General features: G+C 69.8%; 26 protein-coding genes. 18 read left to right on the top strand and 8 right to left on the bottom strand.

Going from position 1 to position 25479, the window contains the following annotated elements; translation table 11 throughout:
• Positions 1 to 2 precede the first annotated feature (2 nt).
• The 4 genes from NS334_RS06440 to cobS are packed head-to-tail and all read left to right on the top strand — an operon-like array spanning position 3 to position 2657.
• Positions 3 to 407 carry a DUF1636 domain-containing protein gene (locus NS334_RS06440; RefSeq protein WP_058755150.1) on the top strand — a complete coding sequence of 135 codons (405 nt, stop codon included), beginning with the start codon at positions 3 to 5 and terminating at the stop codon, positions 405 to 407.
• Entirely contained in the window at positions 404 to 1414 is a 1011-nt protein-coding gene (gene cobT, locus NS334_RS06435) for a nicotinate-nucleotide--dimethylbenzimidazole phosphoribosyltransferase (RefSeq protein WP_058755149.1), read from the top strand. Before NS334_RS06440 ends, cobT begins: the two co-directional genes overlap by 4 nt.
• The gene (locus tag NS334_RS06430; protein ID WP_428835042.1) at positions 1411 to 1959 is read left to right on the top strand and encodes a histidine phosphatase family protein; all 549 of its coding nucleotides are present in this window, start codon (positions 1411 to 1413) and stop codon (positions 1957 to 1959) included. The genes cobT and NS334_RS06430 overlap by 4 nt, the downstream gene beginning before the upstream one ends.
• Complete coding sequence (gene cobS / locus NS334_RS06425; RefSeq protein ID WP_058755148.1) at positions 1956 to 2657, top strand: adenosylcobinamide-GDP ribazoletransferase; 702 nt, start codon at positions 1956 to 1958, stop codon at positions 2655 to 2657. The genes NS334_RS06430 and cobS overlap by 4 nt, the downstream gene beginning before the upstream one ends.
• A gap of 4 nt (positions 2658 to 2661) precedes the next feature.
• On the opposite strand, the gene NS334_RS06420 is transcribed toward cobS, so the two are convergent.
• Genes NS334_RS06420 through NS334_RS06410 form a run of 3 tightly spaced genes read right to left on the bottom strand, consistent with a single transcriptional unit; the run spans position 2662 to position 6069 of the window.
• Positions 2662 to 4101 (bottom strand): cobyric acid synthase, encoded by a 1440-nt coding sequence (locus NS334_RS06420; protein WP_058755147.1) that lies wholly within the window; start codon positions 4099 to 4101, stop codon positions 2662 to 2664.
• The gene (cbiB, locus tag NS334_RS06415; protein ID WP_058755146.1) at positions 4089 to 5012 is read right to left on the bottom strand and encodes an adenosylcobinamide-phosphate synthase CbiB; all 924 of its coding nucleotides are present in this window, start codon (positions 5010 to 5012) and stop codon (positions 4089 to 4091) included. The genes NS334_RS06420 and cbiB overlap by 13 nt, the downstream gene beginning before the upstream one ends.
• Complete coding sequence (locus NS334_RS06410; RefSeq protein WP_083500293.1) at positions 5005 to 6069, bottom strand: aminotransferase class I/II-fold pyridoxal phosphate-dependent enzyme; 1065 nt, start codon at positions 6067 to 6069, stop codon at positions 5005 to 5007. Before NS334_RS06410 ends, cbiB begins: the two co-directional genes overlap by 8 nt.
• 64 nt (positions 6070 to 6133) lie before the next feature.
• Here NS334_RS06410 and cobU point away from each other — a divergent pair, with 64 nt between their 5' ends.
• Both cobU and NS334_RS06400 read left to right on the top strand, forming a co-directional pair.
• On the top strand, positions 6134 to 6652 hold the full coding sequence (cobU, locus tag NS334_RS06405) for a bifunctional adenosylcobinamide kinase/adenosylcobinamide-phosphate guanylyltransferase (RefSeq protein WP_058755145.1): 519 nt from the start codon (positions 6134 to 6136) through the stop codon (positions 6650 to 6652).
• Positions 6653 to 6713: 61 nt separating this feature from the next.
• Positions 6714 to 7805, top strand: a complete 1092-nt coding sequence (locus NS334_RS06400) for a Gfo/Idh/MocA family protein (RefSeq protein WP_058755144.1) — start codon at positions 6714 to 6716, stop codon at positions 7803 to 7805.
• Between the two features lie 8 nt (positions 7806 to 7813).
• Here NS334_RS06400 and ligD read toward each other — a convergent pair whose 3' ends face one another.
• Together ligD and NS334_RS06390 are read right to left on the bottom strand one after the other, a co-directional pair.
• Complete coding sequence (gene ligD / locus NS334_RS06395) at positions 7814 to 10321, bottom strand: DNA ligase D (protein WP_058755143.1); 2508 nt, start codon at positions 10319 to 10321, stop codon at positions 7814 to 7816.
• Positions 10314 to 11180 (bottom strand): Ku protein, encoded by an 867-nt coding sequence (locus NS334_RS06390; protein ID WP_058755197.1) that lies wholly within the window; start codon positions 11178 to 11180, stop codon positions 10314 to 10316. Before NS334_RS06390 ends, ligD begins: the two co-directional genes overlap by 8 nt.
• 119 nt (positions 11181 to 11299) lie before the next feature.
• On the opposite strand from NS334_RS06390, the gene pdxH reads away from it, so the two are divergent.
• From pdxH to NS334_RS06330, 12 genes are all read left to right on the top strand, one after another.
• Entirely contained in the window at positions 11300 to 11881 is a 582-nt protein-coding gene (gene pdxH, locus NS334_RS06385; protein ID WP_058755142.1) for a pyridoxamine 5'-phosphate oxidase, read from the top strand.
• Positions 11878 to 12825: a cation diffusion facilitator family transporter gene (locus NS334_RS06380; RefSeq protein ID WP_058755141.1), complete on the top strand. Its 948-nt coding sequence runs from the start codon at positions 11878 to 11880 to the stop codon at positions 12823 to 12825. Before pdxH ends, NS334_RS06380 begins: the two co-directional genes overlap by 4 nt.
• A 13-nt stretch (positions 12826 to 12838) precedes the next feature.
• Positions 12839 to 13633, top strand: a complete 795-nt coding sequence (locus tag NS334_RS06375) for a PhzF family phenazine biosynthesis protein (RefSeq protein ID WP_058755140.1) — start codon at positions 12839 to 12841, stop codon at positions 13631 to 13633.
• 211 nt (positions 13634 to 13844) lie between these two features.
• Positions 13845 to 16229 carry a circularly permuted type 2 ATP-grasp protein gene (locus NS334_RS06370; protein WP_083500292.1) on the top strand — a complete coding sequence of 795 codons (2385 nt, stop codon included), beginning with the start codon at positions 13845 to 13847 and terminating at the stop codon, positions 16227 to 16229.
• A gap of 32 nt (positions 16230 to 16261) precedes the next feature.
• On the top strand, positions 16262 to 17149 hold the full coding sequence (locus NS334_RS06365; protein WP_058755138.1) for a transglutaminase family protein: 888 nt from the start codon (positions 16262 to 16264) through the stop codon (positions 17147 to 17149).
• Positions 17150 to 17209: 60 nt separating this feature from the next.
• Positions 17210 to 18160, top strand: coding sequence for a DnaJ C-terminal domain-containing protein (locus NS334_RS06360; protein WP_058755137.1), 951 nt, complete (start codon positions 17210 to 17212; stop codon positions 18158 to 18160).
• Positions 18161 to 18166: 6 nt separating this feature from the next.
• Positions 18167 to 19114 (top strand): YihY/virulence factor BrkB family protein, encoded by a 948-nt coding sequence (locus tag NS334_RS06355; RefSeq protein ID WP_058755136.1) that lies wholly within the window; start codon positions 18167 to 18169, stop codon positions 19112 to 19114.
• Positions 19115 to 19137: 23 nt separating this feature from the next.
• A complete protein-coding gene (gene fabI, locus NS334_RS06350; protein ID WP_275044676.1) occupies positions 19138 to 19941 on the top strand; it encodes an enoyl-ACP reductase FabI in 804 nt (267 codons plus the stop codon).
• A gap of 15 nt (positions 19942 to 19956) precedes the next feature.
• On the top strand, positions 19957 to 20214 hold the full coding sequence (locus NS334_RS06345) for a hypothetical protein (RefSeq protein WP_058755134.1): 258 nt from the start codon (positions 19957 to 19959) through the stop codon (positions 20212 to 20214).
• Positions 20211 to 20750 carry a GNAT family N-acetyltransferase gene (locus NS334_RS06340; RefSeq protein ID WP_241491831.1) on the top strand — a complete coding sequence of 180 codons (540 nt, stop codon included), beginning with the start codon at positions 20211 to 20213 and terminating at the stop codon, positions 20748 to 20750. The genes NS334_RS06345 and NS334_RS06340 overlap by 4 nt, the downstream gene beginning before the upstream one ends.
• Positions 20751 to 20817: 67 nt before the next feature.
• The gene (locus NS334_RS06335; protein WP_058755133.1) at positions 20818 to 21135 is read left to right on the top strand and encodes a hypothetical protein; all 318 of its coding nucleotides are present in this window, start codon (positions 20818 to 20820) and stop codon (positions 21133 to 21135) included.
• Entirely contained in the window at positions 21132 to 22688 is a 1557-nt protein-coding gene (locus NS334_RS06330) for a methyl-accepting chemotaxis protein (protein ID WP_058755132.1), read from the top strand. Before NS334_RS06335 ends, NS334_RS06330 begins: the two co-directional genes overlap by 4 nt.
• Here NS334_RS06330 and NS334_RS06325 read toward each other — a convergent pair.
• From NS334_RS06325 to NS334_RS06315, 3 genes are read right to left on the bottom strand one after another with little or no spacing between them, the layout of a single operon-like run.
• Entirely contained in the window at positions 22685 to 23041 is a 357-nt protein-coding gene (locus tag NS334_RS06325) for a reverse transcriptase-like protein (protein ID WP_193753019.1), read from the bottom strand. The two genes, NS334_RS06330 and NS334_RS06325, sit on opposite strands and share 4 nt — an antisense overlap.
• On the bottom strand, positions 23038 to 23577 hold the full coding sequence (locus NS334_RS06320; protein WP_058755130.1) for an rRNA large subunit pseudouridine synthase E: 540 nt from the start codon (positions 23575 to 23577) through the stop codon (positions 23038 to 23040). The genes NS334_RS06325 and NS334_RS06320 overlap by 4 nt, the downstream gene beginning before the upstream one ends.
• Complete coding sequence (locus tag NS334_RS06315) at positions 23574 to 25187, bottom strand: NAD(P)/FAD-dependent oxidoreductase (RefSeq protein ID WP_058755129.1); 1614 nt, start codon at positions 25185 to 25187, stop codon at positions 23574 to 23576. Before NS334_RS06315 ends, NS334_RS06320 begins: the two co-directional genes overlap by 4 nt.
• Between the last annotated feature and the right edge of the window lie 292 nt (positions 25188 to 25479).

Genomic DNA, 25479 nt, shown 5'->3' with positions numbered 1-25479 from the left:
CCATGACGCTGGTCCCGGTCGCGGACGGACCGGCCGTCGTGGTGTGCAAGACCTGTCGCCTGCCCGCGGGTGCGGATGGCGGCGGGCCGCGCGACGGAGCGCTGCTGGCGGCGGCGCTCCGTACCGCGCAGGCCGACGACCCCGCGTGGGCGGATATCGCGGTTCAGGAGATGCCGTGCCTGTTCGCCTGCGACCGGGCCTGCACGATCCACCTGCGCGCGCCCGGCAAGATCGGCTATGTGCTCGGCGGCTTCATGCCCAGCGAGGATGCGGCGACGGGGATCATGCGGTTCATGCGCCATTATGTGGACAGCGAGACCGGGCAGGTCGCCTATCGGCTCTGGCCGGAGGCGGTGAAGGGCCATTTCATCGTCCGCATCCCCCCCGCCGGTCAGCTGGTCGCATGACGCGATTCACCTCGGTCGCGGCGTTCGGCGCCGCGCTGGTCGATCTTCCGCCCGCCGACGCCGGGGCCCGCCGTGCCGCCGCCGACCGCCAGGCACGGCTTACCAAGCCGGTCGGGTCGCTGGGCCGGCTGGAGGAGATCGCCGAGTTCATGGCCGCATGGCAGGGGCGCGCGCGGCCCCGACTGAACGACGGGCGAGCGATCATCTTCGCGGGCAACCACGGCGTCGCGGCGCGCGGGGTCAGCGCCTATCCGCCCGAGGTGACGGAGCAGATGGTCGCCAATTTCGCACGCGGCGGCGCGGCGATCAACGCGCTGGCCACCGCCGCCGGCCTGTCGCTGACCGTCGTGCCGCTGATGCTGGAACAGCCGACCGGCGATATCACCCTCGAAGCGGCGATGAGCGAAACCGAATGTCTGGAGGCGCTCGACGCGGGCGCCGCCGCGGTGACGGGGGATATCGATCTGCTGGTGCCCGGCGACATGGGAATCGGCAATACCACGCCCGCGGCGGCCCTTTGCGCGGCGAGCTTCGGCGGCAGCGGAATCGAGTGGGTCGGACCGGGCACCGGGGTTGCCGGTACGGCACTACAGGCGAAGATCGCCGCGGTGGACGACGCCCTCGTCACGCACGGCGATGCGCGCACCGCCTTCGAGCGGCTGCGCCGGCTGGGCGGACGCGAGATCGCCGCGATCGCCGGGGCCGTGCTGGCGGCGCGCCACGCGCGCGTGCCGGTGCTGCTGGACGGGTTTATCGTCGGCGCGGCCCTCGCGCCGCTGGCGGCGGCGCAGCCGGCGATCGTCGACCATTGCCTCGCCGGCCATTGCTCCGCCGAACCGGGGCACCGGCGCCTGCTGGAGCGGCTCGGCCTCTCCCCGCTGCTGTCGCTCGACATGCGGCTGGGCGAAGGCAGCGGCGCGGCGGTCGCGGCAGGTGTCGTGCGCGCCGCGCTGGCCGCGCATGACCGCATGGCGACGTTCGACGAAGCGGGCGTCGCCGAAGCGTGATCGCGTCACGCGCCGTCCACCTGATGCGGCATGGCGCGACGGCGCTGAACGGTCATCTGGTCGGGCATGAGGATGTCCCGGTAACGGCCGAGGGCATTGCCGCCTGCCTGGCGGCCGCCGACACCCTCGCCTTCACCCGTGTCGTCAGCTCGGACCTGTCCCGCGCCGCCGATTGCGCCGCCGCGATCGGTGCGACCTTCCGGCGCGATGCGCGGTGGCGCGAGCTGGATTTCGGCGCATGGGACGGGTGCGATCCCGCCACGCTGGACGCCGCCGCGCTCGCCGATTTCTGGCGCGACCCCGATGCCGCGCCCCCGCCCGGCGGCGAACGCTGGTCGGCACTGGTCGCGCGCGTCGGCGCGGCACTGCACGATCTGGACGACGGCACGCTGGTCGTCACGCACGGCGGGGCGATCCGTGCGGCGCTGGCCGGCGCCTGCGGGTTCGACGTGCGACAGGCATGGGCGTTCGCCCTGCCCTGCGCGTCGGTGGTGTCGCTGCGGCTGTGGGAAGATGCCGCGCAGATCGTGGCGCTGCGACCATGAACCGCTTCTGGACCGCCATGGCGTTCCTGACCCGCCTGCCGGTGCCCGTGATCCGGGGAGATGCCGGCGATGTCGCGGCCGCGATCCGATACTATCCGGCGGTCGGCATCGTGATCGGCGCGATCGTCGCCGGCAGCATGTGGCTGGGCGCGATGCGCGATCCGTGGCTGGGTGCCTTGGCCGGGCTGGTCGCCTGGGTCATGGTGACAGGGGCGCTCCACCTCGACGGGCTGGGCGATGTCGCGGACGGCGTGGGCGCGGCGCATGGCGACCGGGCACGTCTGTCGGCGGTCATGCGCGACCCGCACGTCGGCAGCTTCGCGGTGGTGGCGATCGGGGTGCAGTTGATCGCCAAGCTCATCTTGCTCCACGACGTCGCGGGCGATGGACGCGTGCTGCTGGTGCCCTTCGCGGCACGCGTCGGTCCGCTGTTCTGGGCGCGCTGGGTCTCGCCGCTGGGGCAGGGACTGGGCGCGCGGGTTGCCGCGGCGGTGCGATCACGCGATCTCGCCGGCTGGGGCGCGGTGCTCGCGGGCGTATGCGTGCTGGCCCCGCCGCTGCTGATCGTACCCGGCGCGATACTCGCTTTCGGTGCATGGCTGCGCTGGCGACTGGGCGGGGTGAACGGCGATGCGCATGGCGCCGGGATCGAACTGGTCGAGACGGCGGCATTGCTGGGACTGGCCACGATCGGCTGACCGCTCAGCGCGCGAGGTCGAGCAGCGCGTCGAGGTCCATATGCCGTTCCAGCGCCTCGGCGATCGCATCGAGCGCGGCATCGATCGCGGCGTGATGATCGGGCCCGCGCGCCGCCCGGCCCAGCCACGCGCTGCGTTGCTCCGCGAGCGCGAAGAGACCGTGGACATAGGTGCCCGCGACCAGGCCGTCCGCGCTGGTCGCGCCATCCACGCGCCCGTCGTCGAAATGCACCACGATCCGCGCCGCATCCGGCCCGGTCGTGGCGCCGAGATGCATCTCGTATCCGGCGAACCGCGCCCCGCGCGCCGTCCCGCGCACGTCGCGCAGCAGCTTGTCGCCGCCCAGCACCGTCTCGACGTCGAGCAGACCCAGCCCCTCGACGCGCGCCGGCGGCCCCTCCAGCCCCGACGGGTCGGCCACCGACCGTCCGAGCATCTGATAGCCGCCGCACAGCCCCAGCACCGCGCCGCCGCGACGATGATGCGCACGGATATCCACGTCCCAGCCCTGTTCGCGCACGAAGGCGAGGTCGGCGATCGTCGCCTTGGAACCCGGCAGCACGATCAACGCCGTCTCGGCCGGGATCGGCCTGCCCGGCGGGATCATCGCCACCTCGACACCGGGTTCGAGCTTGAGCGGATCCAGATCGTCGAAATTGGCGATGTGGCGCGTGATCGGACAGGCGACCAGCACCCGTCCCGACGTGGCGGATGCCGGCTGCTGAAGCACGACGGCATCCTCGCTCGGCAGCCGCGCCGCCGCCGTCAGCCACGGCACCACCCCGAACCCGCGCCACCCGGTCCGCTCCGCGATCGCGCGATAGCCGTCCTCGAACAGCGCCGGGTCGCCGCGAAAGCGATTGACCACGAAGCCGTGGATCATCGCCGCATCGTCGGGCGCGAGCACCGCGCGCGTGCCGACCAGCGACGCGATCACCCCGCCGCGATCGATATCGCCGACCAGCACCACCGGCACGCCGGCGGCGCGCGCGAAGCCCATGTTGGCGATGTCGCCGTCGCGCAGGTTGATCTCGGCCGGCGAGCCCGCGCCCTCCACCAGAACCAGATCGGCCTGCGCGCGGAGCCGCTCGAAACTCTCCAGCACCTCGGCCAGCAGCCCCGCCCGCCCCTCGCGCCAGTTCGCCGCCGCCAGCGTACCGCGCACGCGCCCGCGCACCACCAGTTGCGAGGTGCGATCGCCCTGCGGCTTCAGCAATACCGGATTCATATCGACGTGCGGCGCGACGCGCGCGGCGATCGCCTGCGTCGCCTGCGCGCGCCCGATCTCTCCGCCATCGGCGGTGACGGCGGCGTTGGTCGACATGTTCTGCGGCTTGAACGGCCGGACGGTCAGGCCGCGGTTGGCGAACGCACGGCACAGCCCCGCCACCAGCACCGACTTGCCGACGTCCGAGCCGGTCCCCTGTATCATCAGCGCGCCCATGCGACCGCCCCTGCCACGATCCAGAGCAGGGCGCACGCCCGCACGTACACCGCCAGCGCGCGCCGGATGTCGGGTGCGCCCGGCTCGGACCGCCCCTCGCCAATCCACGGCTTGTTGGCGAGCACGCCGTCATAGGCGACCGGCCCGGCGAGCCGCAGCCCCAGCGCGCCGGCCATCGCCGCCTCGGTCCAGCCGGCGTTGGGCGAGGCGTGCCGGCGCGCGTCGCGCCACATGATGCGCCATCCGCCGCCACCCGCGATGCAGATCAGCACCGCCCCGACCCGCGCGGGAATGAGGTTGGCGAGATCGTCGAGCCGCGCCGCGGCCCAGCCGAATGCCCGCCACCGCGCCTCGCGATGCCCGATCAGACTGTCGGCGGTGTTGATCGCCTTATAGGCCCACACACCGGGCAGCCCGCCGACCAGCAGCCAGAACAGCGGCGCGGCGACGCCGTCGCAGAAACTCTCGGCCAGGCTCTCGATCGCCGCACGGGCGACACCGGCCTCGTCCAGGGCGGCGGTATCGCGCCCGACGATCATCCCGACCGCGCGCCGAGCGGCGGGAAGGTCACATGCGGCAAGCGCCGCCGCCACCGGGCGGACGTGATCGAAGAGGCTGCGCTGCGCCATCGCCGGCCAGGCGAGCAGCGCGACGACCGGCCAGCCGAAGCCGATGACGCGGGCGAGATGTTCGACAAGGGCCGCGATGCCGGCGGTAACGGCGACGACGATGGCGATTGTCGCGACGCCCAGCAGGCGGCGGGGACGGCGCGGGCGATTCCAGCGCGCCTCCAGCGCGCCGATGAGGCGGGCGATCCCGCCGACGGGATGGCCGACCCGCGCGTAGAGCCACGCCGGCCAGCCGACCGCCGCATCGACCGCCAGTGCGGCAAGGGCTACCGGATCAGCCACTCTGTCCGAACCCGCGCGGAGGGCTATCGAGGGAGACGCGTCCCTCGGATGAGCCAGCTTCCCGCCGTCGCGCTAACGGCGACAGCGCCGCCGCCAGGCGATCCGTCCCCTCACCCGGCAAGCCGAAGCGCAGCCATCGCGGATGGCCGTCGAACGGACGCGTCAGGATCCCGCGCGCCGCCAGCGCCTCGAACACGTCGCCCGCCCCGTCGCTTTCCACCAACCGGAACAGCGGGCACGCGCCCGTCGCGACCAGCCCACATGCCGCGAGCATGTCGTCCAGCGCCACCGCCTCCGTTGCCAGCCGCACGCGCATCCGCGCCGCCCATCCGACATCGCGATAGGCCGCCGTGCCATAGGCCAGCGCGGTCGACGAGATCGGCCATCCGCCCAGCATCGTCGCCACGCGCGCCACCACCGCGCGTGCGCCGCAGACGAAACCAAGCCGCACCCCCGCCAGCCCATAGAATTTACCGAACGAGCGCAGCACCACGACCGGATCGTCGTCACGCAGCAGCGGCAAGACGCTCGCCCCGGCGACCGCGTCCGCAAAGGCTTCGTCGACGATCAGCATCCCGCCACGCGTGCCGGCGTCGCGTGCCAGCGCCAGCAGAGCCTCCGGCGCGATCAGCCGGCCGTCGGGATTGTTGGGATTGGCAAGCAGCAGCGTGCCGCCCGTCCGCGCCGCCGCACCGATGTCCGCCGCCGGAACAGGCGTCGCGCCCGGCAGGACATCGTGATGCGTGCGATAGCAGGGTGTCACGACATGCCACGGGCGCGGCCGGTCGATCGTCGCGAGCAGCCGCAGCGCCGGTTCGCTCCCCGGCACCGCCGCCAGCGCGCCCGCAAAGCCGAACGCGCCGCGCGCCGCCGCCTCCAGCGCCGCCAGCGCGTCGCCGGACGGCAGGCGCCGCTGATCGATCGCCAGCGGTACGCCCGGCGTCCAGCCATGCGGATTGATGCCGGTCGACAGGTCCAGCCACGGGCGCGGCGCCTGGGGGTACAGGCGCGCGGCATCCTCGATACGGCCGCCGTGGAAGGTAAGATCGCGCGACATCGGGCTCGACTTGGGGCAAGGACCGCCTCCTTCGACAATCGCGCGCGGACAGGCAAGGGACAGGATGACGGGCGACGACGGATGGCGCACGCGGCTGGTGCTGGGCGGTGCACGCTCGGGCAAGAGCCGTCATGCGCAGGTGCTGGCCGAGACGGTCGCCGGGCCGCGCGTCTTCATCGCGACGGCGCAGGCGTTCGACGCCGAGATGGCGGAACGGATCGCGCACCATCGCGCCGATCGTGGACCGGAATGGCGAACCGTCGAGGCGCCCGTCGCGCTGCCGGAGGCGATCGCCACGGCGGGCGGTGCGATGGTGCTGGTCGACTGCCTGACGCTCTGGACGTCGAACCTGTTGCTGTCGGATGCCGATGTGGAAGCGGCGACCGATGCGCTCGTCGGTGCACTGGCCGGCGCCGGCGGTCGCATCGTGCTGGTATCCAACGAGGTCGGCTGGGGCATCGTCCCCGACAACGCGCTGGCGCGGCGCTTCCGCGACGTGGCGGGCCGGGTCAACCAACGGGTCGCCGCGACCGTGGACCGCGTCGATCTGGTCGTGGCCGGCCTGGCCATGCGATTGAAATAACACGCATTGACATGGCGGGCGGGCGCCCGCAGCCTCGCCGCGACAGAACAGGGAGGTGAGGATGGAGATCGAACGCCGCACGCTCATCGCGGCCGCACCGCTGCTGGCGGCGGGAAGCGCCTGCGCGCAGGGACGGGGACGCACGCTCGGCTATGCGATCGTCGGGCTGGGCGGGTACGGGCTCGGGCGGATCATCCCCGAATTCAAGAACTGCACCCGCAGCCGGCTGGCGGCGGTGGTCAGCGGCGACCCCGCGAAGGCGAAGAAGGTCGCGGACGAACACGGGCTGGGCGCCGACGCCATCTATTCCTACGACGATTTCGACCGCATCCGCGACAATCCGGACGTGGACATCGTCTATGTATGCCTCCCCAACTCGATGCATGCGGAATATACGATCCGCGCGGCCAGGGCCGGCAAACATGTGATGTGCGAGAAGCCGATGGCGATCTCGGTCGCCGAATGCGAGGCGATGATCGCCGCGTGCAAGGCGGCGAACCGCAAACTGATGATCGGGTATCGCTGCCATTTCGAGGCGACCAACATTGCCGCCATGCGGCTGGCGAAGAGCGCCGACACGGGCAAGATCCGCTACGTCCGCTCCGAACATGGCTTCAACGCCGGCGACCCGACAGCATGGCGGCTGAAGCGCGCGCTGTCGGGCGGCGGGTCGTTGATGGACATGGGCATCTACAGCCTTCAGGCAGCGCGCTACATGACGGGCGAGGAGCCGATCGCCGTGACCGCGCGCGAATCCACGGACCGTACCGACCCGCGCTTCCGCGAGGTCGAGGACATGATCGACTGGACACTGGAATTCCCCTCGGGGGCGATCGCAGGGTGTCAGTCGATGTACTCGGCGAACCAGAATCGCATCCTGTTGATGGGGACCAGGGGGCGTGTCGAGCTGGAGCCGGCGACCCGCTACGAGGGGAACAGGCTGTGGACCGGCCGCGACGGGCGCGAGCAGGAGGTGTCACCCCCGCCGGGACCAGGAAAGACGCAGTTCGCCGGGCAGCTCGACCATCTCAGCGCCTGCGTGCAGGACGGCGGCACCCCGATCGTCTCGGGCGAGGAAGGGCTGCGCGACATGCGGATCATCGAGGCGATCTATCGCTCCGCGCGTGAGGGTCGGACGATAAGGTTGGCCTGACGCCTCGCTCAGAAATCCGGCAACAGCTGATCGGCGACGCCCCATCCCGCCAGTGCGCGGCCGTTCGCCCGCTCGAGCAACGCATCCATATCCCCGACACTCCAGCGCGCAGCGGTGTCGAGGTCGCGCAACTCGCTCCACGACACCGGGGCGGCGACCGGCGCGCCGGGGCGTGCGCGGGCGGCATAGGGCATGATCGCGGTCGCGCCGCGCTGGTTGCGGAGATAGTCGATGAAGATACGGCCCTTGCGCTTCGCCTTGGTCGCGACCGCCACGAACCGCTCCGGCTCGGCCTGCGCCAGCGCGCGCGCGAAGCGATCGGCGAAATCCTTGACACGCGGCCACTCGGCATCGGGAGTCAGCGGCACGACGACATGCACGCCCTTGCCCCCTGACAGCAGCGCGAAACTGATCAGCCCCAGTTCGGCGAGCTGCTCCTTCAGATACACCGCCGCGCGCTTCGTCTCCTCGAACCCCAGCCCTTCGTCCGGGTCCAGGTCGAACACCATCCGGTCGGGCGTTTCCAGCGCATCGACGCGCGATCCCCAGCCGTGGAACTCGATCGTTCCCATCTGCACGCACGTGACCAGTCCGGCGGTATCGTCGACGTACAGATAATTCTCGGTCGATCCGTCCTTCTCGCGGATCGGCACCTGATGGACCGCGTCACCGAAGGATCCGGCGTCATGCTTCTGAAAGAAGCACGCGCGCGCGCGGCCTTGCGGGCAGCGGACCAGGCTGATCGGGCGATGCCCCGCCCATGGCAGCATCACGCCGGCCATCGTCGCATAATAATCCGCAAGCTGGCCCTTGGTGATGTCGCTGTCGGGGAAGATCACGCGCTCGCGGTTCGTCACCTTCACCGTCGTGGGCGCCGGCACGGGGGCGGCCCGTTCGGCGACCACCTCGCGCGCCGGCTTGTCGCCGCGCAACCCGATGAAACTCGAATGGCGCAGCACGCCATCGGGGGTCGTCTCGGCGAAGGCGACCTCGGCGACCAGTTTCGGCGTCACCCAGTGCGCGCCCTTCACCGCCGCGCGCGGCGCGTCCACGGTCGGGGTCTTGCGCGCGAGCCGGTCGAGCCGCGTGCGCAGCTCGTCGATCGTCGCCGCGTCGAACCCGGTCCCGACCTTGCCCGCATAGCGCAACGTGTCGCCGTCATGCACGCCCAGCAGCAGCGAGCGCAGCCCGCGCGACTTGGTGGACGGCAGCCAGCCGACGATGACGAACTCCTGCCGCCGGATGCACTTGATCTTCAGCCACGCCGACGTCCGCTTGCCGCGATAGGGTGCGTCGGCACGCTTGGAGACGACGCCCTCATAACCTTCGCGGCACATCGTCTCGAACAGCTCTTCGCCCGACCCGATGACATGCTCGGCGAAGCGCAGCCGCTCCTCGCCCGCGCCGACCAGCGCGCGCAGCCGTTCCTTGCGCGTGACGTTGGGCAGGGCGCGTAGATCCTCGCCGTCCACTTCCAGCAGATCGAACGCGAACAGCGTCATGTCGCCGCCCGCGCCGATCGCGTCCTTCAGCGTCGAAAAGTCGGGCCGCCCGTCCTTGAACGCGACGATCTCGCCATCGACCAGCGCGCTCGTCGCGGGCAACGCGGCGGCGGCCTCCGCGATGCCGGGAAACTTGTCGGTCCAGTCCAGCCCGCTGCGGGTGAAGACCTTCGCCGTCCCGCCACCGACCGCGACCAGCGCGCGATAACCGTCGTACTTGACCTCGTGGAGCCAGTCCGAGCCGGTGGGAACGTGATCGACCAGCGTGCAGAGTTGCGGCGGCTCGAAGGGGGGTGCCTTCGCCGCCCTGCCGCTCTTCTTCTTCTTCGTCACCCCGGCGGAGGCCGGGGTCCAGCTACGGCCCGTTTCGCCTTCATCGCCAGCGTCCCCCAACTGGGCCCCGGCCTTCGCCGGGGCGACAGCCTTGCGGGACACCTTCTTCCCCTCCGCGATCTCCTGCATCGTCCGCCCGGTCGCCACGCTCGTCAACGCGGTCTCGACCAGCACGTCCGTGCCCCCCGCCTCCGCATCGGCGATCTTGCGCAGCAGCCAGTTCTCGCGCTTCTCCTTTCCCCGCGGGCGCAGGCGGATCAGCAGCCACTCGCCCTTCATCCGCTCGCCATCCAGCACGAAATGCAGATGGCCCTTCTCGATATCGGCCGCGCTCTTGCCCTTGACCGGCGACCAGGTCCCGCGATCCCAGAGCATCACCGTCCCGCCGCCATATTCACCCGCCGGGATCGTCCCCTCGAACGTGGCGTAGGACAAAGGATGATCCTCGGTCCGCACCGCCAGCCGCTTCTCGTCGGGGTCCAGGCTCGGCCCCCGCGTCACCGCCCAGCTTTTCAGGACGCCGTCCACCTCCAGCCGAAAATCCCAGTGCAGCCGGGTCGCATCATGCTTCTGGACGATGAAGCCGTTCCCGTGCCCCGCCGCCAGCGTCCCCGCCGGCTCCGCCGTGCGCGTGAAGTCGCGCTTGGCGTTGTAGCGTTCCAGCGGGTCGCGATCAGGCACGTTTCTTCGCCGGCGCGCGCTTCGCCGGCGCCTTTTTCGCCGGTGTCTTCTTGGCGGGCGTGGTCTCGCCGGGCTTCTCCATCGATTTCTTCAGAGCGGCCATCAAATCGACCACATTCGACCCTGAGCGCCCGCCATTATCGCCCTTGTCCTCGATGATCTTCTTGCCCTTCGCCTTGCGCTTGCGCTCGATCAGCCCCTTCAGCGCATCGACATAGCGATCGTGGAACTCGGCCGGATCGAAGGCGGCGGCCTTCTTCTCGATCAGCGCCTCGGCCAGTTCCAGCAACTCGCCGTCCGGCTTGTCGTCGGGAATGTCACGGAAATATCCCTGCGCCTTGTTGACCTCGTCCGCGTAGCGCAGCGTCTCCAGCACCATCCCGCGCCCGCACGGCTTCAGGCTGACGACATATTCCCGCCCCCGCATCGCCAGCTGTCCCAGTCCGACCTTCTTCGTCCGTTTAAGTGCTTCACGCAAGACGATGAATGCTTCTTCGGCGAGATCGTCGGTCGGAACCACGAAGTACGGCTTCTCATAATAAAGAACATCGATCTCATGCGCGTCGACGAACTGGGTCAGTTCCAGAGTCTTCTTCGATTCCAGCTTCACCGCGTCGATCTCGTCTTGTTCGAGCAGGACATATTCGCCCTTCTCGACCTCGAACCCCTTCACGATCTCATCGACATCGACTGGGCCGACGCCGGGCGCGACCTTCTCGTACTTGATCCGCTGCCCGCTGGGTTCGTGGATCTGGTGGAAACTGATCTGCGCGCCGGATTTGGTCGCGGAATAGATTTCGACCGGAATCGACACCAGCGCCAGCCGGATCTGCCCCTGCCAATATGCGCGTGCCGCCATCGAACCCGCCTCGCCGTTACGAAGCCGATTCAATCCGCTGAAAAGATGTGGGTTCCGTCACGATGCCCCCATGTGACGCCGTTGATGACCTTTTCGCGCGATGGCGGTAAAGGCGGCCCATGTCCGATGATCCCTTTGCCTTGTTCGATCGCTGGTTCGCGGCGGCGCGTGAGAGCGAGCCGAACGATTCCAATGCGATGGCGCTGGCCACCGCGGATGCCGCCGGCCGGCCGTCGGTACGGATGGTGCTGCTGAAGGGGCATGGCCCGGACGGCTTCGTATTCTACACGAATCGCGGTAGCCGCAAGGCCGACGATCTGGCCGCCAACCCCCATGCCGCGCTGCTCTTCCACTGGAAATCGCTGCGGCGACAGATTCGTGTCGAGGGCGCGGTGTCGCGCGTCACCGACGCGGAGAGCGACGCCTATTTCGCCAGCCGGGGGCGCGATTCGCAACTCGGCGCCTGGGCGTCGGACCAGTCGCGTCCGCTGGACGAACGCGCGACCTTCGAGGCGCGGTTCGCGGAAATGACGACGCGGTTCGAGGGGCAGGACGTGCCACGCCCGCCGCATTGGGGCGGCTATCGCGTCACGCCCGAACGAATCGAATTCTGGCAGGACCGCGCGCATCGCCTGCACGAGCGCCGCCTGTTCGTCCGCGACGACGCGCGCGGCTGGACCGAAGGATTGTTGTTCCCATGACCCGCGACGAACGCCGCCGTATCATCCCGCTTGCGATGCGCGCCGCGCTGGCCAGCGTGGCGATGGCGTGCACGCTGCTGCTGGTGAAGGCCTATGCCGCCTGGCACACCGGGTCGGTCGCGATGCTGGGCAGCCTGGCCGACACCGGGCTGGACTTGCTCGCCAGCCTCGTCACCCTGTACGGCGTCAAGCTGGCCGCCGAGCCGGCCGACCACGACCATCGTTTCGGCCATGGCAAGGCGGAGGCGCTGGCCGCACTGTTCCAGGTCGTGCTGATCACCGCATCGGCGATCGGCATCGCGGTGCAGGCGATCCGGCGCTTCTCCGACCCGGTCGCCAACGAAGATGCCGGTCTGGGCATCGGCGTGTCGATCGCCGCGATGGTCGCCACCTTCCTGCTGCTGGCCTATCAGCGCAGCATCATCCGCCAGACCGGATCGGTCGCGATCATGGCCGACAACGTCCATTATCAGTCGGACATGCTGCTGAACGTCGCGGTCATCGCCGCGCTGGTGCTCGACCAGTATCTGGGCATCTCCGGCGCGGACCCGGTGTTCGGCATCGCGATCGCGGCATGGCTGGCGTGGGGCGCATTCCAGGCGTCGAGCCAGGCGATCGACATGCTGATGGACAAGGAATGGCCGGAGGCGCAGCGCGCCGCCTTCATGGAGGTGGCCGCGCGCCAGCCGGGAATCCGGGGCATCCACGATTTCCGCACCCGCCGCGCCGGCAGCCACGATTTCGCGCAGTTCCACATGGAGGTCGACGCGAACCTGACGGTGCGCGCCGCGCACGACATCGTCGAACAGGTCGAGCGCGCGCTGCGCGACACCTTCCCGCGCGTCGAGACGCTGATCCATCTCGATCCGGAAGGGCATGTCGATACCGACAATCCGCTGGTCGAGGCGGACGTGACCCCGCACTGGTTCTCCAAGCGCCTGTAAGGAACGCGACGCGATGCGCATCCCCTTCACCCAGGTCGATGCCTTCGCCGACCGCGCCTTCGGGGGCAATCCGGCGGCCGTCATGCCGCTGTCGGCATGGCCGGACGATGCGGTGCTGCTGGCGATCGCGCAGGAGAACAACCTGTCCGAAACCGCGTTCCTGGTGCCGGACGCGAGCGGGGCAGCGAATTACGAGCTGCGCTGGTTCACGCCGGCATCGGAAATCGCGCTGTGCGGTCACGCGACGCTGGCGAGCGGGCATGTCGTGCTGTCGTCCGATCCGGATCGCGAGCGGGTGCGTTTCCGCACGCGGCAGTCCGGGGTGCTGGAGGTCGCGCGCGACGGCGGCGGCTATGCACTGGCGCTGCCCGCGCTGACGCCCGCCCCGCGCCCGCTGCCGGGTGTCGTGGTGGCGCTGGGCGTCGAGGCGGTCGCGACCCTCTGGCACGAGGGCGGCTATGCGGTCGCGGTGCTGGCCGACGAATCCGCCGTCCGCGCCTGCGCGCCCGACCAGCGCGCGCTCGAGCGCGAGGGACGGCTGCTGGTGATCGTCACCGCGCCGGGCGACGCCAGCGACATCGTGGTTCGCGCCTTCACCCCGGCGTTCGGCATCCCCGAGGATCCGGTGACCGGCGGCGCGCACGCGGTCGTCGTCCCTTATTGGGCGGAACGGCTGGGGCGCGACAGCTTCTCCTCCTATCAGGCGAGTGCGCGCGGCGGTCGGCTGGGGTGTCGCCTCGACGGCGAGCGCGTGGTGCTGCGCGGGGAATGCGTGACGACGATCGAGGGCACGTTCCTGCTGCCGTGACGCGCGTCAGGGCGTCGTTCCGGCGCGGACGATGAGGGCGCGGCGATGGGGAACGTCCCGTCCCAGAATTCCGTTTCCTTAACCCAGGTGCTCCACTACGGTCCGCCCGCTTCGCGACGAGGGAATCGCACTGGCCACGCACTTCGCCCATGACACCGGCACGCACGCCCGCCGCCGGTACGACGATTACGCGGCTGCGCCATCGGACACGATGCGCAGCGCCGCCGCCGCGCCGTGGATCGCGGTGCTGGAGGAATTGTCGGCGGTCGCGGGCGACGATCTGGGCCATGCGCGCGAGCGGGTGCAGCGCCACGCCGCCGACATCGGCACCGGCTTTCGCATCATCGGCGAGGAGAGCGAGCGGCCGTGGCCGGTCAGCCCGGTCCCTCTGCTGATCGACGCCGCCGAATGGGCGACGATCGAGCGCGGCGTCATCCAGCGCGCCGATCTGTTCGAGACGATCCTTAAGGACCTGTACGGCCCGGCACGCTTCGTCGAGCGCGGGCTGATCCCGGCGACGCTTGTCACCGGCAGCCCCTTCTACCTGCGCCCGCTGGTCGGGTTGACGCCGCCGGGCGGGCACCATCTGCATTTCGTCGCGATCGACCTGGGGCGCAGCCCGTCCGGCGAGTGGCGCGTGCTGGGCGACCAGCTGCGCGCGCCGACCGGCGCCGGCTATGCGCTGGAGAACCGGCTGGCGGTCAGCCGCACGCTGGGCGGATTGCAGGGGCGGCTGAACGTCCGCCGCCATGCCCCGTTCTTCGCCGCATTCCGCGAAGGGCTGGCCGCCGCCTGCCGCCGCAGCGATCCGCGCATCGGGCTGCTGACGCCGGGGCGCTACAATCCCAGCTATCCCGAACAGGCACATCTGGCGCGCTATCTGGGGCTGCTGCTGGTCGAGGGCGACGATCTCGCCGCGCTGGAGGATCGCCTGTATGTCCGCACGATCGGCGGGCTGAAGCGCGTCGATGCGCTGTGGCGGCGGCTCGATCCGCGGCTGCTCGATCCGCTGGCGTTCGATTCGCACTCGCGCATCGGTGTGCCGGGGCTGATCGACGTCTGGGCGCAGGGCAATGTGGTGCTGGCCAATGCGCCCGGCGCGGGGGTGCTGGAAAGCGCGGCGTTCGGGGCGTTCCTGCCGCAGCTGGCCACCCGGCTGACGGGGGCGGACCTGATCCTGCCCAACATCGCGACCTGGTGGTGCGGGCAGCCGCGCGAGGCCGCACATGTCGCCGCCGAACTCGATTCGATGCTGCTGTCGTCGGCGTTCGGCGCGCGCACGCTGGGACTGCCCGGCGACGGCGCGGTATCGGGGGCGGAGCTGACGCGCGAACAGCGTGCCGCGCTGCTCGACGACATGACCCGCCGCCCGCAGGATTATGTCGGACAGGAGGTGGTGCGGCTATCGACGATGCCGGTGGTGATCGGCGACGCGATCGAACCACGCCCGTTCACGCTGCGCGTCTTCGCGGCGCGCGATGGCCTGGGGCGGTGGCAGGTGCTGCCGGGCGGGTTCGCGCGGATCGGCGAGCATCCCGACCCGCGCGCGGCGGTGATGGGTGAGGGCACATGGTCCGCCGACGTGTGCGTCCACGGCGCGGAGCCGGTCGCGCAGGTATCGCTGCTCCCCGCCCCCGACTCGCTGCATATCCGGCGCAATCCGGGCACCTTGCCGAGCCGGGTCGCGGACAATTTCTTCTGGCTGGGCCGTTATCTGGAACGCGGCGAGGCGTTGCTGGGGATGATCCGCACGATGCTGGGCAGTTCGATCGACGCCGACGCCAGCGCCGGGCCGGACGATGCGACAGCCGGCCGGCTGGTCGCCGAGATCGTCGAGGCCGGCGCGGCACCCGCCCCGGCCAGCCTGCGCCGTCCCGACCTGATCGCCTTCGCCCGCATCGCGATGGAGGCGCGCGACGGCTATCAGTCGGTCGCCGCGATCAACACCCACGCACAGCGGATCGCAGGTGGATCGCGCGACCGGCTGTCGGTGGACATGGTGCGGTTGCTCGACGCCCCCTTCCCCACGCATCGCGGCATGCTGGACCGCGCCGGCTCGCTCCAGCGCCGCTATGCCGCGATTGCCGGGCTGTCGGCGGAGCATATGGGGCGCACCGCCGCGTGGCGATTCCACGATCTGGGCCGTCGCGTCGAGCGCGCGCGCGCGATCACGCGCGCGGCACGGGTGTTCGGGATGGTGGGCGCGTCGAGCGACGACCTGTCGACGCTGCTCGACCTCGCCGACAGCCAGATCAGTTATCGCCAGCGCTACCTGACCGGGATCGCGCGCGTGCCGGTGATCGACCTGACCGTGCTCGACCCCGGCAACCCGCGCGCGCTGGCGTTCCAGGTCGAGCGAATTCGCGAGCATCTGGACGCACTGCCGGTGCTGGGCGACGACGGGATGGCGGAGCCGCAGCAGATCGAGGCGACGGAATTGTACGCGTTGGTCGCACCCGCTCAGGCAGCGCTGCTGGATCCCGAGACGCTGTCGGAGGTGGAGCGGCGGCTGTTCCGGCTGTCGGAGGCGATCGCGCGTCGGTACTTCCTGCAAGGGGCGGAACCGCTGCGGGCGAGCGGGTTGACGCTGGCGTGAGGGCGCACGCGAAAGGTGGGAACTGCTGACCGATGCGCTACGACATCCGCCACATCACCCGTTTCGATTATGGCAATGCGGTCAAGTTCGCGCGCTGCAATTTGCGGCTGAGGCCGATCGACTGGCCGGGCCAGCATATCGAGGAATATGCGCTGCACGTTGCGCCATCGGGCCGCACCACCGTCGCCCATGCCGAGGCGGGGCTGGCGCATGTCACCCGGCTGATCGTCGACGAGCCGGTGCGGCAGTTGACGATCGAGAGCGTGGCGCGGCTGACGGTCGACCGGCTGGTCCCCGTGCCTGCCGCCGACGACCCGACGCTGGGCGAGATCGCGGCGCTGGCGCGCGCGTCGAACGACCTGTCGGCGGCGGGGCCGGCGGCGTATCTCTATCCCTCGCCGCTGATCCCGCTGGACCGCGCGATTGCGGCATATTGCGCGCCGGACCTGTCGCCGGACCGCAACGCGCTGGAGGCCGGGATCGCGCTGGCTCGCCGCATCCAGCACGACTTCGCCTTCGATACCAGCGCGACCTTCGTGGACACGCCGCCGCACGAGGCGTTCCTGAAACGGCGCGGGGTGTGTCAGGATTTCGCGCAGATCATGCTGACGGGGTTGCGCGCCGCCGGGCTGCCGGCCGCCTACGCCTCAGGTTATATCCGCACCATCCCGCCGCCCGGGCAGGAGCGGCTGGTCGGCGCCGACGCCACCCATGCCTGGGTCCTGCTCTGGTGCGGGCCGACGCGCGGCTGGGTCGGGGTCGATCCGACCAACGGCATCTGGATGGCGGGCGACCACATCGTGGTCGCGATCGGGCGCGACTATGCGGAGATCGCGCCGGTCGACGGCGTGGTACTGGGGTCGGGCGCGCAGGCGATGGACGTCAGCGTCGACGTCGCGCCGGTCATGGAGCCGGCGTAACGATTGCGCTTCGCGCACTCCTGTCCCACATAGGCGACTAACACACCAACCGGGGACGACATGGCCGATCCATATGCGACGCTGGGCGTGGCGCGCGGCGCCAGCGAGGCGGACATCAAGAAAGCGTATCGCAAGCTCGCGAAAGAGCTGCATCCCGATCGCAACCGCGACAATCCCAAGGCGGCGGAGCGGTTCGGGCAGGTGACCGGTGCCTATGACCTGCTGACCGACAAGGACAAGCGCGCGCGCTTCGACCGCGGCGAGATCGACGGCGACGGCAATCCGGCCGCGCCGTTCGGCTTCGGCACCGGCGGGCGCGGGCAGCCGGGGGCCGGCGGCTTCCGCGCCGAGGGCTTCGACATGGGTGGCGGCGGCGCGGGCGGCCCCGACATGAGCGACATTTTCGAGGGGCTGTTCGGCGGCGGACGCGCGCGCGGCGGCAACGCCGGCGGCGGCTTCGCCAGCGGATTCGGACGGCGGCCGCCGCCGGCGAAGGGCGGCAACGTCGCCTATTCCTTACGCGTCCCCTTCACCGACGCCGCGACGCTTGCGCCGCAGCGGGTGACGCTGGCCAGCGGCAGCACGATCGACCTGAAGCTGCCGGCCGGAGTCGAGACCGGCACGCAGATGCGGCTGGCGGGCAAGGGCGACGCCGGGCCGGGCGGCAACGGCGACGCGATCGTGACGATCGAGATCCAGCCGCACCGCTTCTTCACGCGCGACGGCGACGATGTGCGCGTCGACCTGCCGATCACGCTGAAGGAAGCGGTGGAGGGCGGCAAGGTGAAGTGCCCGACGGTCGAAAACCCGGTGATGGTCGGCGTGCCGGCGGGCGCAACATCGGGCAAGACCCTGCGTTTGAAAGGGAAAGGCTTTCATCGCAAGAATGGCGAGCGCGGGGATCAGCTGGTGACGTTGATCGTCGATGTGCCCGCCGACGATGCGGCGTTGAGGGCGTTCGTCGCCGACTGGAACGGCGGCGGGAACCCGCGCGCGGCGATGGGCGTCTGAGGGTGCGTGACCGACGCCCCGCTATCGCTGACACCTGAGGATCGCGGGCGCAGCCACGGTGCTGCGCGGCGACGGCTGGACCGCCAGCTCGCCCGGCTGCGCCCCGGCCTGTACGCTTGGGAAATTCTGAAGCGCGCGGCGGTCGGTGTATGGACGGACGGCTTCATCCACGCCGGCAACCTGGCCTATCTAGCGCTGATGACGGTGTTTCCGTTCTTCATCGTCGCCGCTGCCGTCGCGTCGATCTTCGGACAGAGCAACGAGGTGCAGCACGGGGTCGCCAGTTTCCTGTCGGTCCTTCCCCGTGACGTGGCGGAGGTGCTGCGCACGCCGATCGCCAACGTCCTGCAGGCGCGGACCGGACCATTATTATGGTTCGGCGCGCTGGTCGGACTCTGGACGGTCGGCAGTTTCGCCGAGACGATCCGCGACATCTTTCGCCGCGCCTATGGCACGCGATCGTCGCAATCGCTCTGGCGCGCGCGGCTGGGGCTGAGTTTCGCGATCATCGCCTCGGTGGTGATCGCGCTGTTCGCGTTTCTGGTCCAGGGACTGCTGACCGCCGCCGAACAGTTCATCTATCGTCTGCTGCCGTTCGCGCAGCATGTCGCGGAATGGCTGAACATCGCGCGGCTGGTACCCGCCGTCATCATGTTCGGCGCGCTCTACATGCTGTTCTACTCGGTGACGCCCGGTAAATACCGGCGCAGCGACGCGCTAAAATGGCCTGGCGCGCTGTTCACGACCGTATGGTGGGTCAGCATGACCGCAGGTCTGCCCTGGGCGCTGTCGCAACTGGGCGGCTATGACCTCACGTACGGCAGCCTGGCGGGTGTGGTCGTGATGCTGCTATTCTTCTATCTGATCGGATTGGGACTCGTGTTCGGCGCCCATGTCAACGCGGCACTGGCGGAGCCCCCCGAAGCGGTTGTAGAGGGGACCGCGACAGGGTGAATAATTATGAAGCAGGTACACGCGTGAACGGATTGATGGCGGGCAAGCGCGGGCTCATCATGGGGCTGGCCAACGACAAGTCGCTCGCGTGGGGCATCGCCAAGAAGCTGAGCGAGGCGGGCGCGGATCTGGCCTTTTCCTATCAGGGCGCGGCGATGGAGAAACGTGTGCGCCCGCTGGCCGAACAACTGGGCGTCGCCCGGCTGTTCGACTGCGACGTGTCCGACATGGACGCGCTGGACGCCACCTTCGCCGCGCTGGCGCAGGAATGGCCGACGATCGACTTCGTCGTCCATGCGATCGGCTTTTCGGACAAGTCGCAGTTGCGCGGGCGTTATTACGACACGACGCTCGACAACTTCCTGATGACGATGAACATTTCCGCCTATTCGCTGGTCGCGGTGGCGCAGCGTGCGCGGGCGATGATGCCGGAGGGCGGCTCGATCCTGACGCTGACCTATTACGGCGCGGAGAAGGTCATCCCGCATTACAACGTCATGGGAGTGGCGAAGGCGGCGCTGGAGACCAGCGTGAAGTATCTGGCGGTCGACCTGGGCCCCGACAATATCCGCATCAACGCGATCTCGGCCGGGCCGATCCAGACGCTGGCGGCGCGCGGCATCGGCGACTTCAACTACATCCTGAAGTGGAACGAGCTGAATTCGCCGCTGCGCCGCACCGTGACGATTGAGGACGTCGGCGGCGCGGGCCTCTATATGCTGTCCGATCTGGCTAGCGGCGTGACGGGGGAGATCCACCATGTCGACGCCGGCTATAACGTGATCGGCATGAAGGCGGAGGACGCGCCGGACATCGCACTGGCGTAAGAAGCGGAGGCGGTGATGGTGGAGTTGTTGTCGGCGATCCGCATTCCGGTCGCGATCGGCCTGCTCTTCGCCGTGACCCTGATCGGCGCCCGGGCCGTCGGCGTCGGCCGTGCACGGAGCAACCGAGAGATCGCCGAACTGGTGACGATGACCACGATCATGTCCGCCGCGGCCAACATCGGCAACGACCTCCACCGTTACTGGCTGGCGATGGTGGCGGGCGTCACGCTGGGCTTCGCCGCCAGCCTGCTGCTGCGCCGCGTGATGGCGTGACGACGATCGCGATCCGCCCGGCGCAGGGGCCGGACGTCGCGGCGATCGACGCGCTGCTGCGCACCGTCTTTCCGCGCGCCGACGAAGCCGATCTGGTCCGGCACCTGTCGATCGACGGCGACATCGTGCTGGTGATGGTCGCGGTCGACGAGGAGAGCGGCGCGCTGGCTGGGATGGTGGCGTTCAGCCGTATGCAGGTGGACGTCGGCGGCAAGGCCGTCGCGGCGGTCGCGCTGGCTCCCGTGGCGGTCGCGCAGGATTATCGGCGGCAGGGTGTCGCCGAGGCGCTGATCCATGCCGGGATCGAGCGGCTGGAGGCGGAGCGGATCGTGCTCTGCTTCGTACTGGGCGATCCGGATTATTATGCGCGGTTCGGGTTCGACGCGGATTATGCCCGCAACTTCGCGTCCCCCTATGCTGGCGACTATCTGATGGCGGTGCCGATCCAGGGCGGTTTGATGCCGTGCGGCGTGCGCGGCGCGGCCCATCATGCAGGGGCGTTCGCGCGCTTGGCCGCCCCCGACCCGGAGCAATAGCTTCAGATGGATTTTTCCTTATCGTTCAACACGAGCCGTTAAGGGTTTTTTCTTACTGCCAGACGGCATGGCGAACCTCTCGAACCGGATGTTGCTGATCTCGCAGACCGTTATCGGCGTCGTCGCGCTGGGCGGGATGAGCGTGTATCCTCCTGCGCAGGGGCGCATTCTGTTGATACCCGTGTTCGATCGCCAGGCCGACGCGGCCGCGCAACTGGCCTTGTCGGCGGGGGCGGCGCTGCTGGGGCGCGGACCGCTGCCGGGATCGTGGATCGTCATGGGCCAGCGGGATCGGATCGCGACGCGGACCCATTCATGGGACATGCTGCTGCTTGCCGCCCCGCCCGGCGGCTGTGGCGACGACAGCCACGCGGTGACCGTATGAACGCGCCGGTCACGCCGCTCGACCGGATGCGCAGCAATGGCGTGCGCGGCTGGGCATGGGCCGGGTGGGTGTCGCTGACCTTGTTGCTGATCGGCAACCTTATGCTGGCACAAGGCGCGGTCGTCCCGCTGCTGCTGATCGGTATCGCCATGAACATCGGCCCGACCGCCATGGCGATGGCGGGGCGGTACGATGCCACCGCGCGCACGCTGATGGGCGTGCCCGCGACGGTCATTCCGGCGCTGCTGGTGTTCCTGCTGCACGGTCATGCGTGGCAGATGGACGCGCACATGTATTTCTTCGTCACGATGGCGGCGCTGCTGGTGCTGGCCGACTGGCGGCCGATCGCGCTGGCCACGGTGCTGACCGCGATCCACCATCTGCTGCTGCAATGGTTCGTGCCGGAATGGGTGTTCACCGGCAGCGGCAATCTGGGCCGGGTGGTGTTTCACGTCGTCGCGGTCGGATTGCAGTTCGGCGCGCTGACCGTGCTGACGATCATGCTGGAACGGCTGTTCGCCGCCCAGCAGCGCGCGCTGGAGCAGGCCAACGAGCTGACCGCCCAGGCCGAGGAAGGACGCCGCAGCACCGAGCGCGCGATGGAGAAGGCGCGTGCCGCCGAGCAGGAAGCCGCGCACGAGCGGCGCCGGCGGCAGGAACAGGCCGATCAGGCGGCGCGCGAACGGCGCGGCGAGTTGACGATGCTGGCGCGCGAGTTCGAGCGCTCGGTCACGTCGATCGTGTGCGGCATCGCGCAGGCCAGCGAGCGGCTGGAACAGGCCGCGATCAATCTGGAAGGCGGCACGGTGCGCGCGCGGATCGAGGTGCAATCGACCGCGACCGGCGCGAACGAGGCGGCGGCCGGGATCGCGCAGGTCGCCGCCTCGATCCGCGACCTGTCGCGCTCGATCCAGACGATCGCGGTCGCGGCCTCCCGCCAGTCGACACTGACCGACGGCGCGCAGACCGCCGCGCAGCGCAGCGTGCAGACGGCCGCGATGCTGGAGGAACAGGCGGTGCAGATCGACGGCTTTCTCGACGAAATTCGCCGCATCGCGTCGCAGACCAACCTGCTGGCGCTGAACGCCACCATCGAGGCGGCGCGCGCGGGCGAGGCAGGACGCGGCTTTGCGGTGGTCGCGGGCGAAGTGAAGGCGCTGTCCGCCGACACGACGCGCGCCAGCGACCGGATCGGCGCCCTGGTGACGGCGATCCGCGAGGGGGTGGCCGACACCGGCGTCAAGCTGCGCAGCGTGACCGACGCGATCGAGGAAGTGTCGGGCGCGGCGCGTGGGATCGCCAGCGCGGTCGACGGGCAGCGCACGACCGCGCTGGAGGTCGATACCGGCGCGACTCATGCCACCCGCATGGCCGAGGTGATCGGCCAGGGCGTCGACACGCTGGTCGACACGATCGGCAAGGCATCGACGCTGTCGGCGACGGTGCGCACCAGCGCGGGCGACCTGGCGACCAGCGCACGCGAGCTGCGGACTTCCACCAACCAGTTCGTCGCGTTCCTCACCTGCGACCGCGCCGTCGGCGAGCAGCACTAGCGCCGCACCGCCTCCAGCGCGATACCCGCCAGATTCTGCGTGCGCTTGATGTAGCGGATGCGCAGGTGTGGCGGCCGGGGCATGGCGTGGAAATGGTCGGACAGCGTGCGGCAGGCGGGCGGGCAGCGGATGGCGCCATGCGCCTGCGCGATCACCGCCGCCGCATCGCCGAGCAGCAGCGCATCGGGCAGGCCGAGGTCGAGCGCCAGCGACAGCGCGGCGATCAACGCATGCCACTCCGCCTCCATGCTGGTCCCCGCGCCGAGATCGCGGCGCATATAGGTGCGCCCGCCCGCGACCAGCGCATATTCCATGCCCGCCGGGGAATAGCCGCCGTCGAAGAAGATCTTCATGCGCGCCGCCACGCGCCCGGCGAAAGATCACCCAGCGTCCAGTCGCCGATGCGCCACCGGATCAGCCGCAGCGTCGGGTGGCCGACCGCGGCGGTCATGCGGCGAACCTGCCGGTTGCGCCCTTCGCTGATCGTCAGCGCGATCCACGTGTCGGGGATGCTTGCGCGATAGCGGATCGGCGGCGTGCGCGGCCAGATGGCGGGCGCGTCCAGCCGCGCGACCCCGGCAGGGCGGGTCGGGCCGTCCTTGAGCGTCACGCCGTCACGCAACGCTGTCAGTGCGGCATCGTCGGGCACGCCCTCCACCTGCACCCAATAGGTCTTGGGCAGTTTGAACTTCGGATCTGCGATCCGCGCCTGGAGCCGCCCGTCGTCGGTCAGCAGCAGCAACCCCTCGCTGTCGCGGTCGAGGCGCCCCGCCGGATAGACGCCGGGCACGTCGATGAAATCCGACAAGGTAGCGCGCGTCGTCGGCGAGCCGCGATCGGTGAACTGGCTCAGCACGTCATAGGGTTTGTTGAACAGGATCAGCGTCATGACGCGGCGATGCGCGCGGCGACCGCTTCGGCGACGCGGATGCCGTCGACCGCCGCCGACAGGATGCCGCCGGCATAGCCCGCCCCCTCGCCCGCCGGGAACAAGCCGCGCGTGTTGAGACTCTGCAGATCCTCGCCGCGCGTGAAGCGGACCGGCGACGACGTGCGCGTCTCCACCCCCGTCATGACGACGTCGGGATGGTCGTACCCCTTGATCTGACGCCCGAAGACCGGGATCGCTTCACGCATCGCCGCAATCGCGAAGTCTGGCAAGCATTCCGACAGGTCGGTCGGGGTCACGCCAGGACGATAGGAGGGCACGACGCTGCCCAGCGTGGTCGAGGCGCGGCCCGCCAGGAAATCGCCGACGCGCTGCGCGGGCGCGTGATAGTTGGAGCCGCCGGCGACGAACGCCTTCGCCTCCCAATGGCGTTGCAGCGCGAGCCCCGCCAGCGCATCGCCGGGGAAGTCGCGTTCGGGGTCGATCGCGACGACGAAGCCGGAATTGGCGTTGCGCTCGTTACGTGAGTATTGGCTCATGCCGTTGGTGGCGACGCGCCCTTCCTCGCTGGTCGCGGCAACGACCGTCCCGCCGGGGCACATGCAGAAGCTGTAGACCGTCCGCCCGTTCGAGCAGTGGTGCGAGATGTGATATTCGGCCGCGCCGAGGATGGGATGCCCGGCATCGGGGCCGAAGCGCGCGCGGTCGATCCAGCTTTGCGGATGTTCGATACGGACGCCGATCGAGAAGGGCTTGGCCTCGGCATGGACGCCGGCATCGAGCAGCAGCGCGAAGGTGTCGCGCGCGCTGTGGCCGATCGCCATCACGACATGCTCGGCCTCCAGATAGCCGCCGTCGTTCAGGTGCAGCCCGCGCATCCGCCGCTGCCCCCCGCCGGTATCGATGTCGAAGCCGTCGACGCGGGTCGAGAAGCGATATTCGCCGCCGAGTTCCTCGATCGTCGCGCGCATGCTCTCGACCATCGTGACGAGGCGGAAGGTGCCGATATGCGGATGCGCCTCGGTCAGGATATCCTCGGGCGCGCCGGCCTTGACGAATTCGGTCAGGACCTTGCGGTTCAGGTGCCGCGGGTCCTTGATGCGGCTGTAGAGCTTGCCGTCGGAGAAGGTCCCCGCCCCGCCCTCCCCGTACTGGACGTTCGATTCGGGGTTCAGGACGCTGCGCCGCCACAGGCCCCAGGTGTCCTTGGTCCGTTCGCGCACCACCTTGCCGCGCTCCAGGATGATCGGGCGATAGCCGGCCTGCGCGAGGATGAGCGCCGCGAACAGCCCGCATGGCCCCGCCCCGATCACCACCGGGCGCGGCGCGCCGTCCTTCGCCGGGGCCGGCGCGCGGTAGCGGGTGTCGGGGGTGAGCGACACGTCGCGATCGCGGCGGTTACGGGCGAGCACCGTGCCCTCGTTCTTCACCGCGACGTCGACGGTATAGACCAGCTGGATCCGGCCATGTTCGCGCGCGTCGTTGCCGCGCCGCGCGACCGCGAACCGAATCAGGTCGCGCGGGGTGATGCGCAGCCGCTTGACGATCGCGGCGGGCAACGCCTCGTCGGCATGATGGAGCGGCAGTTTGAGGTCGGTGATGCGGATCATGGCGGCGGGGCTTTAGCGGGGTTCTCGCGGGCGCGCGAATGTTGTGAATGTTGAGACGCTGGCGGGGTGACTCAACATTCCGGTCGCACGCGACAAGCGGCGTGACGTGGCGGCGATTGCTGCCACAAGGCCTTGTTTTGCTTGACTCTGGGTTCCGGCGTTCGCCGGAACACGGGAGAGCGGGGCGCGCGCGAATGTTGCGAATGTTGAGACGGTAGCGCGGTGACTCAACATTCGGGCGGGGGTGTGGGGTCCGCCTCCCCCCGTCATTGCGAGCGCAGTGAAGCAATCC

This window comes from Sphingomonas endophytica, assembly GCF_001476895.1.
Lineage (GTDB): Bacteria > Pseudomonadota > Alphaproteobacteria > Sphingomonadales > Sphingomonadaceae > Sphingomonas > Sphingomonas endophytica_A.
Note: the sequence above shows the minus strand (reverse complement) of the source record. Positions and strands in the feature narration are given on the sequence as shown.

Bases quoted from the DNA above. Each gene is read 5' to 3' on its own strand.
- NS334_RS06440 (WP_058755150.1), top strand. From the start codon at position 3: ATGACGCTGGTCCCGGTCGCGGACGGACCGGCCGTCGTGGTGTGCAAG.
- cobT (WP_058755149.1), top strand. From the start codon at position 404: ATGACGCGATTCACCTCGGTCGCGGCGTTCGGCGCCGCGCTGGTCGAT.
- cobS (WP_058755148.1), top strand. From the start codon at position 1,956: ATGAACCGCTTCTGGACCGCCATGGCGTTCCTGACCCGCCTGCCGGTG.
- NS334_RS06420 (WP_058755147.1), bottom strand. From the start codon at position 4,101: ATGGGCGCGCTGATGATACAGGGGACCGGCTCGGACGTCGGCAAGTCG.
- NS334_RS06410 (WP_083500293.1), bottom strand. From the start codon at position 6,069: ATGTCGCGCGATCTTACCTTCCACGGCGGCCGTATCGAGGATGCCGCG.
- cobU (WP_058755145.1), top strand. From the start codon at position 6,134: ATGACGGGCGACGACGGATGGCGCACGCGGCTGGTGCTGGGCGGTGCA.
- NS334_RS06400 (WP_058755144.1), top strand. From the start codon at position 6,714: ATGGAGATCGAACGCCGCACGCTCATCGCGGCCGCACCGCTGCTGGCG.
- NS334_RS06390 (WP_058755197.1), bottom strand. From the start codon at position 11,180: ATGGCGGCACGCGCATATTGGCAGGGGCAGATCCGGCTGGCGCTGGTG.
- pdxH (WP_058755142.1), top strand. From the start codon at position 11,300: ATGTCCGATGATCCCTTTGCCTTGTTCGATCGCTGGTTCGCGGCGGCG.
- NS334_RS06380 (WP_058755141.1), top strand. From the start codon at position 11,878: ATGACCCGCGACGAACGCCGCCGTATCATCCCGCTTGCGATGCGCGCC.
- NS334_RS06375 (WP_058755140.1), top strand. From the start codon at position 12,839: ATGCGCATCCCCTTCACCCAGGTCGATGCCTTCGCCGACCGCGCCTTC.
- NS334_RS06370 (WP_083500292.1), top strand. From the start codon at position 13,845: ATGCGCAGCGCCGCCGCCGCGCCGTGGATCGCGGTGCTGGAGGAATTG.
- NS334_RS06365 (WP_058755138.1), top strand. From the start codon at position 16,262: ATGCGCTACGACATCCGCCACATCACCCGTTTCGATTATGGCAATGCG.
- NS334_RS06360 (WP_058755137.1), top strand. From the start codon at position 17,210: ATGGCCGATCCATATGCGACGCTGGGCGTGGCGCGCGGCGCCAGCGAG.
- NS334_RS06345 (WP_058755134.1), top strand. From the start codon at position 19,957: ATGGTGGAGTTGTTGTCGGCGATCCGCATTCCGGTCGCGATCGGCCTG.
- NS334_RS06335 (WP_058755133.1), top strand. From the start codon at position 20,818: ATGGCGAACCTCTCGAACCGGATGTTGCTGATCTCGCAGACCGTTATC.
- NS334_RS06330 (WP_058755132.1), top strand. From the start codon at position 21,132: ATGAACGCGCCGGTCACGCCGCTCGACCGGATGCGCAGCAATGGCGTG.
- NS334_RS06325 (WP_193753019.1), bottom strand. From the start codon at position 23,041: ATGAAGATCTTCTTCGACGGCGGCTATTCCCCGGCGGGCATGGAATAT.
- NS334_RS06320 (WP_058755130.1), bottom strand. From the start codon at position 23,577: ATGACGCTGATCCTGTTCAACAAACCCTATGACGTGCTGAGCCAGTTC.
- NS334_RS06315 (WP_058755129.1), bottom strand. From the start codon at position 25,187: ATGATCCGCATCACCGACCTCAAACTGCCGCTCCATCATGCCGACGAG.